Origin of the sequence: Mesorhizobium sp. M7A.F.Ca.CA.002.15.2.1, assembly GCF_003998715.1 — a bacterium.
GTDB classification, from domain to species: domain Bacteria; phylum Pseudomonadota; class Alphaproteobacteria; order Rhizobiales; family Rhizobiaceae; genus Mesorhizobium; species Mesorhizobium ciceri.
In genome coordinates this window covers 1-9,689 of sequence record NZ_RZPI01000141.1, presented here as the reverse complement: position 1 = coordinate 9,689, position 9,689 = coordinate 1, and the positions used below count along the sequence as shown (strand labels likewise).

Genomic DNA, 9,689 nt, shown 5'->3' with positions numbered 1-9,689 from the left:
CGGCAAGGTCAACTTGTCCTCGATTTCGAGCCGGAAGCGGTTGCCCGGCAGCCTGACGCAGCGCGCCGGATAGACGTCGCAATCGTAGTGGCGGGCAAGGGTGGCCAGCACGCGATTGCTCTGGCAGGGACGGCCGAAGAATGTCGTCTCCAGTCCATTGGAGAATTTCTGGTCGACAAGGATGCCGATGTTGCCGCCGTTCTCCAGAACCCCGGCCAGGGCGAATGACGCGCCCGCCATGGATGGCAGCAACGAGCCCATGGTCGAGCGGCGCGTCGAGAGGATGTAGTCGGCGAGATAGGGATTGTTAGGCGGGCGAAACAGCGCAGTGATGTTCATGCCGAAAGTCGCGGCCGCCACCGGCAGCAATTCGAAATTGCCGAGATGACCGGTGAAGACGATGTGCGGCTTCTCTTCGCTGGCTATTTCGACGAAGTGGTCAGCTCCCTTGACCTCGACGCGGCCGGGCTCGCTGGCTGCGGGGTCGTAGTCGAAGAGGGCGTCGAGAAAGATGTATTCGGCGGCAAGGCGAGCCATGTTGCCCCACATGTCGGAGGCGATCGCCTGGATTTCGGCTTCGCTCTTTTCCGGATAGGCCTTGCGCAGATTGTCGACGGCGACCTGATGGCGTCCCACCCGGGGGCCGACCAGGCGTGCGACGCGGTCGGCGAAATTCAGCGCACTGTCGGCCGGCAGCAGGCGCAGGACCGAGATGATCATCATCGCTGCCCGCGCCACCAGCCAGTAATTGAGCTGGCGCAGTTGCCTGCCGTAACGAAATTTGAGGTCCCGGCGGAACTTCTTGAATACAGAGGTCAAGGCTCTAGCCGACGCGCAGGATGATCTTGCCGAAAACGTCGCGGCCTTCCATGCGCTTCAGCGCGGCGTCGATACCGTCGAAGCCGACTTCGGTGTCGATGACGGGTGCGACCTGTCCCGCCGCCATTTTCTGCATGGCGTTGGCCATGTTTTCCATGCGGCAGCCAAAGGAGCCAAGCAGTTTCAATTGCTGCTGGAACAGCTGCATCAAATTGATCTGCGTCGACACGCCGGAGGTCGAACCGCAGGTCACCAGGCGGCCGCCACGCTTCAGGCACAGCATCGAGGCGGCGAATGTGTCGGCGCCGACATGTTCAAAGACGACGTCGACGCCCTTCTTCTTGGTCAGCTTGCGCACGACGCCCTCGAAACGGTCGTCGCGGTAGTTGATGACATGGTCGGCGCCGAGCGCCTTGGCCTTGTCGATCTTGTCGTTGGAGCCGACCGTAGTGATGATCGTGCAACCCATCCGCTTGGCCAACTGGATGGCCGCCGAGCCGATGCCGGATCCGCCGGCATGGATAAGGATGGTTTCGCCGGGTTGAAGCCTGGCGTTGTCGAACAGCATGTGCTCGACGGTGCCGAAGGTGACGGGCGCCACCGCCGCCCCGATGTCGGTCACGCCGGGCGGGGCAGGGACCAGCAGGCGGGCCGGCAGGTTGATCTTCTCCTGCGCGAAACCGTCGAGATGGAAACCGTGCACGCCCGAAATGTTCGCAGAGGTTGTCGCGGCCTTCGCGGCAGGCTCGGCAGAGGCCGCAGGTGCGCGCGCCATAGATCGACACCAATTGTCCGGGCAGCAGGCTGGAAACGCCGGGGCCAACCGCCTCGACCTCGCCGGAGGCCTCCGCGCCGACGACCAGCGGCAGCTTGCGCTTGGCGAAGGCCATGCCGCGCCAGCCCCAGACGTCGATATGGTTCAGCGCTACTGCCTTGATGCGCAGCGTGACTTCGCCGAGTGCCGGCGGTGGAGGAGGCGGCAGGTCCACCGTCTCAAGACGGCGGTCCTCTATAAGTTGCAATGCGCGCATGGGGCCTGTCGGTTCAGTCTGGCTGAAAAAGGTCGCTTAGACCGGTTCCCGCGCCATGACAAGGCAAGTGTTCTGGCCGCCGAAGCCGAAGGAGCTCGACAGAACGGTGCGGACCTCGGCGTTGCGCTTCTTGTTCGGCACCACGTCGAGCACGATCGCGGGGTCGGGATTGTCATAGTTGATGGTCGGCGGAATGACGCTTTCGCGCATCGTCATCAGCGAGAAAGCCGCCTCGACAGCGCCCGCCGCCGACAGCGTGTGACCGATCATCGATTTGTTCGACGAGACCGGCATAGAGCCGATCCGCTCGCCGAACACCGTCGACAGCGCCAGATGCTCCATCTTGTCGTTTTCGGGCGTCGAGGTGCCGTGGGCATTGACGTAGTCGATCTCGTCTTCACCCAGTCCGGCATCGACGAGGGCGGCGCGGACCGCGGCGATGGCCGGTGAAGCGTCCGGTTTGGAGCGGGTGCGGTGGAAGTCGTCGGCCTTCTCGCCGCAACCGCCCAGGACGCCGAGAATAGTCGCGCCGCGAGCCAATGCCGTCTCAAGCGATTCCAACACCAGCGCCCCGGATCCCTCGGCCAACACGAAGCCGTCGCGATCCCTGGAGAAGGGTTTCGACGCCTTTTCGGGGATGTCGTTGTGCGTGGAGAGCGCCGAAAGCAATGAGAAACGGATCAATGCCTCGGCGGTCGCGGAACCGTCCGCGCCGATCGACAGCGCACGGTCGCATTCGCCGCGTCGGATCGCCTCGACACCGAGCTGAATCGCGGTGGCGCCTGAAGCGCAAGCCGTCGACAGCGTGATCGGCAGACCACGCGTGCCAAGGCGATCGGCAAGGCGGCCGGCGATCGAACCGAACTGGGTGGTCTCGAAAATATCCAGCTCTTTCAAGCTACGCGCGACCCGAAGCAGTCTTTCGGCGGCGGTGTCATCCTTGTCCTTGTCAGAATTGTAGAGCGAGAAGCGCTCGGCCCAGTCGAGTTCGACTGGCGGCGATGCGAGGAAGAGCGGTCCGCCGAAATCGCTGGAATCAAGACCGGCTTCGCTCACCGCTTCTAAGCCCGCAAGCTCGGCTAGCTCATAGGTGAGTGGGCTGGCGCCTTTCGAGCTCGACGGCAGGAAATCGACCATGCCGGAGATGCGGGTGTTCAATTGATCGATGGGAAAGCGGGTGATCGGGTGAATGCCCGACTTGCCGGAGGTCAGTGCCGCCCAATTGTCTGATTTGCCGACGCCAAGCGAGGTCACCACGCCGATGCCGGTGACGGCGACGATCGGCCTGCCCATGTGATCTCTGAGATGGGCCATCCGGGAGCCCTCTTATCGTTGCAGCATGGGTCGTGGAGCCGCGTTACGCGGCATTGACCAGCGCCATGCCCTCGAATTGGTGATAGCCGATCGCCGTTGCAAGGACGGATTGGGGAACGCCTTCGAACGGCGTCTCGGCTGCGGCATCAAAAACAGGATAGGCGGCCTTGCGGTCGACAGCGAGTGCCGCCAGTGCCACAGCGAAAGGAAACTGTGCTTCCTTCATGTGCCCGGTCAGCGTCGAGAAGCCACGCGCGGCGATCGCCGGATTGGCATCGAGCGCTGCCTTCTCGGCTGTTGTCGCCGCATGCGCCCCCGATGCGCCCGACAGGGTCAGCAATTTGCCGTTCGGCAATGCAGCCTGCTTGAGCAGTGCGGCGATCTCGGCGTCGAGTTCTCCCCGTGGCCGCCGGGCGCGGCCGGAGACGACCGGTCCAAGTTCTGCATAGATCTTGCGGCCGCGGCTCATCGCGTGTTCGCGCTGCTCCAGCACCAGGAAGGCGCCGCCGGAGCCGGTCACGACGCCACCGCCCTCAGTGCCCTGTCTTTGCCAAACCGGCTTCCATGGGCCGCGATGCAGATAGCCGGCGAGTTCATAGCCGAGCAGCATATCGGGATGTTCGGTCTGGAAGGCACCGCCGACCAGGATATGCGTCGACTGACCCGAGCGGATGCGTGCGGCGGCCGTTTCAACCGCGGCGACACCGGCACCTTCCTCGCCCATGAAGGTTCTGGACGAACCGGTGACCTTGTGGACGATGGAGATGTTGCCGGCGAGCAGGTTGGACAATTGGGCCAGAAACAGTGTCGGGCGCAATTCGGTGGTCAATTTCTCGTTGAGCAGTACATCGCGGTCATTGCGGCTTTCCGAAGCGGCGAGAATGGCGGCATCGACCGCCTCGTCGCGCTCGCCACCGCCCGCCGCCACAACCATGTCCATGGTCGCGCAGAGTTCGTCATTGCCCTTGATGCCGGCGTCGTCCAGTGCAAGGCCGGCAGCATAGGTGCCGAGCCTCTGCCAGGTTTCCATCTGGCGCTGATCGCCACGCTTGGCGATCTGCAGGTTCCAGTCGATCTCAGGCAGCGGATGGACAGTATAGGGTGCAAAGCGCGTCGCTTCGAGCACCGGCTGCGGGCCCGGTTGCGCGAGCTTCTGCCAGTGGGCGTCAGGACCTTCCCCCAGCGAGGAGACAAGGCCGATACCTGATATGACGACGTCGCGGGGGCTGCTCATGTGCGGCTTTGTGGGTCAGGCGGCAGAGCGCGTCAAGATCGTGCGCTCAACTGACGTCAGGCGGTCTTGGCGGCGACCAGCGCGTCGATCTTGGCGCACAGGTTCTTCATGACGAAGTAATCGTCGGTCGAAGCCTTGCCGTCATTGACCTCCTGGGTCCACTTTTCCAGCGGCACCTTGATGCCGAATTCCTTGTCGATGGCAAAGACGATGTCGAGAAAATCGAGGCTGTCTATGCCGAGATCGTCAATCGTGTGGCTCTCGGGCGTGATGGTGTCGATATCGATCTCGCTGGTGTCGGCAATGATCTTGGCGACTTTGTCGAACGTGGTGGACAAGGGCTTTTCCTTCGGTTGCGGGCGGAATCTGTCCGCATCTTGTTTGGGCGCTGTCTAATCGGTTTTTTCCGGCAGGAAAAGGCCTGATACGCCGGGCGCAGATGGGTAGGTTTCCTTCGAAACGCAAGAAGGGCCGCCGGTTTACCCGGCGGCCCTTCTGTTGACGCAACGTCAGCCTTATTTCGATGCGTGTCGTTTTTCCAAAAGCGGAACACTTTTGGCGACATGCATCAGCTGTCGCGAAGCTTGACCAGATCGTTCAGCAGCCCGCCCGTTCCGTTGTGGACGGTCAGCCGCTCGACCTTGCCGGCGATGGTTTCCAGCGCCTCGAGCTCCTTCAGCCGCAGCATCACCGGGTTTTCCGCCATCACCCTGGCCGTGTTGAGGAGGGAACGGGTCGCGTTCGTCTCCTCGCGGCGACGGATGATGTTGGCCTCGGCCTGCTTTTCGGCCGACACCACCTGGTTGAGGATCTCGCGCATCTCGCCCGGCAGGATGACATCCTTGAGCGCGATATCGCTGACCTCCACGCCGATCTCGGCCATGTCGGCGCGGACCTTGGCTGCCGCTTCCTCATCGATCGTCACCTTCTTTTCGAGGATCTGATCGAGTGTCAGCGCGCCAAGCGTCTTGCGGAAGGCATATTGCAGGGCGCGGTAGAGGGCTTCGGAGAAGTCCTTCACCATGCTGACCGCCTTGACCGGATCGACGACCCGGTATTCGGCTGCGATGTTGACGCGGATCGTCACGCGATCCTTGGTCAGCACTTCCTGCCCGGCAACGTCGAGCGACTGGCGCTTGAGGTCGACGACCTTGATCTGCACCATGCGTCCGACGTTCCAGAAGCCATGCACGCCCGCCGTCAGCGTCCTGACCAGGACACCGTCGATGAACAGCAGTCCGGCCTGACCATCGACGACCGGATGGACGGACATCAATTCCGCCTTCCGGGCCTGGCCGAGCCGGCGCATGATCGCCGCATCGATGGCGAGATCGACTGACGTGTCGATCAGCGTCACCTTCCACGGGCCGGCATCCGTCCACAGCACGAGCTTGCGGTCCGGTGCCAGCACGGCGTGCAGATTGCCGTCACGCTCGATGACGGCGACATCCGTGCGCCCGGTGCGAACGACGGTGAAATGACGCGCGGCCACATCCGGAAGCTTGTCGAACAACGCCTTCTCGTATGCCGAAACGAATTCCGGGTTCTTCAGATCGTGCCGAGACACTTCGAGGCTGCCGCGCCGGTTGGCGAGCCAGTGCTCGCCCGGCAGCAGGACAGCCTTGATCTCCCCCTTGTGGAGGGCGAGGGCACGTTCGTTTTCCTTTACGAGGACGCGCTCGCGTCCAAGAACCTTGTCGAGAATGGTCATTGTCTTACTCCTGTCGGGCATGGCCCCATGCGAGGCGTCACGTCATGCGTCGATCTTCCCTTCGTTTCTCGTTTCACGTCGTCTCTTGCGTCGTAGCCCGGGCACGAATGATCCGGGGACTGGTGGCATCGAGCCGTGGCGGGCCTTCGGGAGCGGATCGCGGGGCAGCGAAGCGGGCGCAGGAGGCCTTAGCCTCCCTTGCCGGCGACACCGCGCCTTGATCGTCACCGCGGGCCTGGCCGCGAGCCGATGGCGAAAGACGCTTGAGATGATCCGCGCCCGAAGGCTTGGGTCACCCGTCCAGTCTTTCGCATTCCAGTCCCCGGACCGTTTTTCGGATGGCTTTTCAAGGCCAATGGAGAAGGAATCGAACCTTCGACAGTCAGATTAACAATCTGATGCTCTAACCAAACTGAGCTATCCGTGGTGCAGATGAAGGGACTCGAACCCACAACCTCCGGATTATGTCCGGCGCTCTCCCAGTTGAGCTACATCCGCGATCCCAATCCCCAAAGCGGCGCCGTATACAGGGCGGCAATGCCGCCTGCACGGGCGGAGACGAAAGCTCCAACCGTTGTGCTCGCTTCGGTTCTCGTGACCGGGAGCGCGCCTATAGCCCCTGCGACGGGTTGTCGCAAGCGGCATTGTCACGGCGAATTTGCGGCTTCTTTCAACGGTGGCATTTCAGCAACACCGCTTTCGGCGTCAGCGATCGCGCAGCACGCTCAGAAGGTGACGCGGCCGAGCACGCGCAGGCCATCGCCTTGCGGCTCGACGACGACGGCCTCACCTTCGCGCGGTGAGATGCCGGTCAGTGCCACGATGTCTTCCAGATGGGTGACCATGACCAGATTGTCGGAGCCGGAATAGACGCGGATTTCCTTCAGGATCGCAGCGATCTGCGCGGCCTTCTGCGTCTCGTCGCCTTTCAGGAGATCGAGCGGTGCAAAGAGTTCCGGGTCGGTCTCGAAGGCGATGCGGGCGGTGTCGAGGCAGCGGCAATAGCGGCTGGACAGCACGCGCTCGATCGGTGCCGCCCGAGCGGCAAACAGAGCGCCGATCTTGCTCGCCTGCTGCTTGCCGCGCGCCGACAGGTTCATCTGGGTGGCGCAGCTGTCGATGTCGAAATTGGCCGGATCGGTGGTGCCGGTGACCATGGCATGGCGCAGCAGCACGACGTGTCCGCCGTCGCGCAGCAGCGCCCAGCCTGCATCCGTGGCGTGCGCCACGCTGGGAACAACAAGCAGGAACAACGCCAAGGCAAATCGAATCATCCGCTATCCTTCTGCGGTTCCCGGCAAGGGGTTCCGGTGGCAGGACATATAGGGACGGTAAAGCCGGCCGAAAGACAAGGCGCGGTCGGCGGGAAGCGTAGACCTACTTCTTCGCCATCTGCTTCTTCACCAGATCGACCTTCTGGTCGGTGAGAGGGATGGCTGGTGTAGCCGGCTTCGCTAAAGCGCTGCTTGGCGTTCTCGAAGAATCCGATCGCCTTTTGATATTCGGCCTTGCCGCCGCCATAGCTGGCCCGATTCCAGCTGACATCCCCGAGATTGTTCTGCGCGAAGGCCATTGCATCGGAAGGCTTCCCTGGTGAATACCTTCAGCGTCGCCGTGAATGCGGCCTCGATCGGTGACGCTGCGCGCGTCGCTTTTCGTCTCGGCAACTGCAAGCGCGGTCGCGGCAAGACAAAGCAGTGCGGCGACGAAAGCCGTCAGCCATGCCCGCTGCAAAAGACTGAGGTTCGAGAGTCGGACAAAGGCCATTTGTCGTTCGTGTCCGCCCTGATGATCCAAGCCCTCTATAACGCTGCCAGCCGACGATGATCAAATTCAGGCGCGATTGCGTCGCGGTCCTGGCTCGCCTATCACGGGGAACCCGCCCCTCACGGTAAAAATGTCTCCGCTCACCGAAACCGTTCTTTTCGTCTTCAGCCTTGTCGCGCTCGGCTACCTCGCCGGGCTCACCGGCTATCTGAAGCCGGCGAGCGGCGAGGGGATTTCGGAATTTGCCATCAACGTGGCGATGCCGCTGCTGCTGTTCCAGACGATGGTGAAGTCCGACTTCCATGGCGTGGCGCCTTGGCCGCTGTGGGGCGCTTACTTCACGGCGGTTGCAATGACATGGGCTGCCGGCCATCTGGTGACGACGCGGATCTTCGGGCGGGACGCACGCGCAGGCATCGTCGGTGGAGTGTCGTCGTCCTTCTCGAATGTGGTGCTGCTGGGCATTCCCTTCGTTCTCGGCGTATTCGGGTCGAGGGGATTCGAAGTGCTGTCGCTGCTCGTTTCCGTGCATCTGCCGACCATGATGATGGCTTCGATCATCATGTTCGAGATATTTGGCCGCGGTGGCAGTGAGCCCGTACACCTGCTGCGCATCGTCCAGAGCTTTCTGAGAAGACTGTTCACCAATCCCCTGATCATCGGTATCCTGGCCGGGCTGGCCTGGCGCCTAACCGGCGCGCCGCTGCCGAACCTTGCCACGCGGCTGGTCGATACGCTGGCTGGCACTGCCGGGCCAGTGGCGCTGTTCGCCATGGGGCTCAGCCTGCGCCGTTTCGGCATATCGGGCAATGTCCGGCCGGCGTTGGCGCTTTCGGTGCTGAAGCTGTTCCTGATGCCGGCGCTGGTGCTGGTCTTCGTCTGGTTGCTCGGCATGCCGCCCTTGACGGCCAAGGTGGCGGTGATGGTGGCCGCGATGCCATCCGGCGTCAATTCCTATCTGATCGCGGTGCAGTTCAACACCGGCCAGGCGCTGGCGTCGAACCAGATGACCCTCGCCACGGCCTGCGCCGCCGTCACCACCGCGTTCTGGCTGACTGTTGTCTTGTACGTTTTCGGGTAAGGCATCGGTGTAAGCACGTCAGCCTGCTCTCGTCTCGCTCTGGCCCAAGCCCTATATGCCATCTTGCGATTGCTTGCGTGCCTTGCCCTCGGTAAAGAGCAGTGGCTCCGGCGTGCCGGCCTCAGTCCATGGCGCACGCGCACCGAAGATTTCACAGACCCGCCCGTCAGGGCGCCGAACGGAGGATAGCATGCTTCAGAAAACCAGCCATTTCATGCGGCAGGCCAATCTCATCAATGGCGAATGGGTGCAGGCCGACAGCGGCCAGACGGTCGACGTCAACAACCCTGCCACCGGTCTCAAGATCGGCACCGTGCCGAAGTCGGGCAAGGCCGAGACCCGCCGCGCCATCGAAGCCGCCGCGGAAGCTTTCAAGACCTGGCGCAAGACGACCGCGCTCGAGCGCTCGAAGCTGCTGCGCAAGCTGCACGACGCGATGATGGACAATCAGGACGTACTGGCCGAACTGCTGACCATCGAGCAGGGCAAGTCGCTGTTCGAATCGAAGGGGGAGATCGGCTCGGCCGCGTCCTACATATTGTGGTTCGCCGAGGAAGGTCGCCGCACCTATGGCGACGTCGTGCCCTCGCCATGGGCGGACCGCCGCATCCTGGTGACCAAGGAGCCGGTTGGCGTCATCGCCGCCATCACGCCGTGGAATTTTCCGTCCTCGATGCTGGCCCGCAAGCTCGGCCCGGCGCTCGCCGCCGGCTGCACCGCCGTGGTCAAGCC

Annotated in this window: 10 protein-coding genes, 2 tRNA genes and 1 pseudogene; 3 read left to right on the top strand and 10 right to left on the bottom strand. The window is 62.9% G+C overall.

The window, feature by feature from the left end; genetic code table 11:
• The 10 genes and pseudogenes from ENZ74_RS10990 to ENZ74_RS35065 all read right to left on the bottom strand — a co-directional run.
• Nucleotides 1–819 (bottom strand): lipid A biosynthesis lauroyl acyltransferase (locus ENZ74_RS10990; RefSeq protein ID WP_127312774.1); only part of this gene is annotated, 819 nt, incomplete at its 3' end.
• A 4-nt stretch (nt 820–823) separates the two neighbouring features.
• Nucleotides 824–1,850 (bottom strand): annotated as a pseudogene (locus ENZ74_RS10985) (zinc-binding dehydrogenase).
• Between the two features lie 36 nt (nt 1,851–1,886).
• A complete protein-coding gene (locus ENZ74_RS10980; RefSeq protein ID WP_127312773.1) occupies nt 1,887–3,164 on the bottom strand; it encodes a beta-ketoacyl-ACP synthase in 1,278 nt (425 codons plus the stop codon).
• A gap of 43 nt (nt 3,165–3,207) precedes the next feature.
• Complete coding sequence (locus ENZ74_RS10975) at nt 3,208–4,398, bottom strand: beta-ketoacyl-ACP synthase (protein WP_063168178.1); 1,191 nt, start codon at nt 4,396–4,398, stop codon at nt 3,208–3,210.
• A gap of 56 nt (nt 4,399–4,454) precedes the next feature.
• Nucleotides 4,455–4,736 carry an acyl carrier protein gene (locus ENZ74_RS10970; protein WP_010909964.1) on the bottom strand — a complete coding sequence of 94 codons (282 nt, stop codon included), beginning with the start codon at nt 4,734–4,736 and terminating at the stop codon, nt 4,455–4,457.
• 230 nt (nt 4,737–4,966) lie between these two features.
• The gene (locus tag ENZ74_RS10965; protein WP_063168177.1) at nt 4,967–6,109 is read right to left on the bottom strand and encodes a slipin family protein; all 1,143 of its coding nucleotides are present in this window, start codon (nt 6,107–6,109) and stop codon (nt 4,967–4,969) included.
• A gap of 352 nt (nt 6,110–6,461) precedes the next feature.
• Nucleotides 6,462–6,531 (bottom strand) — tRNA-Asn (locus ENZ74_RS10960).
• Between the two features lie 2 nt (nt 6,532–6,533).
• Nucleotides 6,534–6,607, bottom strand: a tRNA-Tyr gene (locus ENZ74_RS10955).
• A 227-nt stretch (nt 6,608–6,834) separates the two neighbouring features.
• Nucleotides 6,835–7,383: a histidine phosphatase family protein gene (locus tag ENZ74_RS10950; RefSeq protein WP_063168176.1), complete on the bottom strand. Its 549-nt coding sequence runs from the start codon at nt 7,381–7,383 to the stop codon at nt 6,835–6,837.
• On the bottom strand, nt 7,380–7,682 hold the full coding sequence (locus ENZ74_RS35065; protein ID WP_244514304.1) for a hypothetical protein: 303 nt from the start codon (nt 7,680–7,682) through the stop codon (nt 7,380–7,382). The genes ENZ74_RS10950 and ENZ74_RS35065 overlap by 4 nt, the downstream gene beginning before the upstream one ends.
• Before the next feature lie 20 nt (nt 7,683–7,702).
• Between ENZ74_RS35065 and ENZ74_RS34380 the strand changes: the two genes are divergently transcribed.
• From ENZ74_RS34380 to ENZ74_RS10935, 3 genes are all read left to right on the top strand, one after another.
• The gene (locus ENZ74_RS34380) at nt 7,703–7,936 is read left to right on the top strand and encodes a hypothetical protein (RefSeq protein WP_032898557.1); all 234 of its coding nucleotides are present in this window, start codon (nt 7,703–7,705) and stop codon (nt 7,934–7,936) included.
• A gap of 70 nt (nt 7,937–8,006) precedes the next feature.
• Nucleotides 8,007–8,957, top strand: coding sequence for an AEC family transporter (locus tag ENZ74_RS10940; RefSeq protein WP_063168175.1), 951 nt, complete (start codon nt 8,007–8,009; stop codon nt 8,955–8,957).
• Between the two features lie 190 nt (nt 8,958–9,147).
• Nucleotides 9,148–9,689 (top strand): aldehyde dehydrogenase family protein (locus tag ENZ74_RS10935; protein WP_127312772.1); only part of this gene is annotated, 542 nt, incomplete at its 3' end.

Excerpts from the sequence above, each read along its gene's own strand:
- ENZ74_RS10965 (WP_063168177.1), bottom strand. The coding sequence starts at position 6,109 with ATGACCATTCTCGACAAGGTTCTTGGACGCGAGCGCGTCCTCGTAAAG.
- ENZ74_RS35065 (WP_244514304.1), bottom strand. The coding sequence starts at position 7,682 with ATGGCCTTCGCGCAGAACAATCTCGGGGATGTCAGCTGGAATCGGGCC.
- ENZ74_RS10980 (WP_127312773.1), bottom strand. The coding sequence starts at position 3,164 with ATGGCCCATCTCAGAGATCACATGGGCAGGCCGATCGTCGCCGTCACC.
- ENZ74_RS10940 (WP_063168175.1), top strand. The coding sequence starts at position 8,007 with ATGTCTCCGCTCACCGAAACCGTTCTTTTCGTCTTCAGCCTTGTCGCG.
- ENZ74_RS10975 (WP_063168178.1), bottom strand. The coding sequence starts at position 4,398 with ATGAGCAGCCCCCGCGACGTCGTCATATCAGGTATCGGCCTTGTCTCC.
- ENZ74_RS10950 (WP_063168176.1), bottom strand. The coding sequence starts at position 7,383 with ATGATTCGATTTGCCTTGGCGTTGTTCCTGCTTGTTGTTCCCAGCGTG.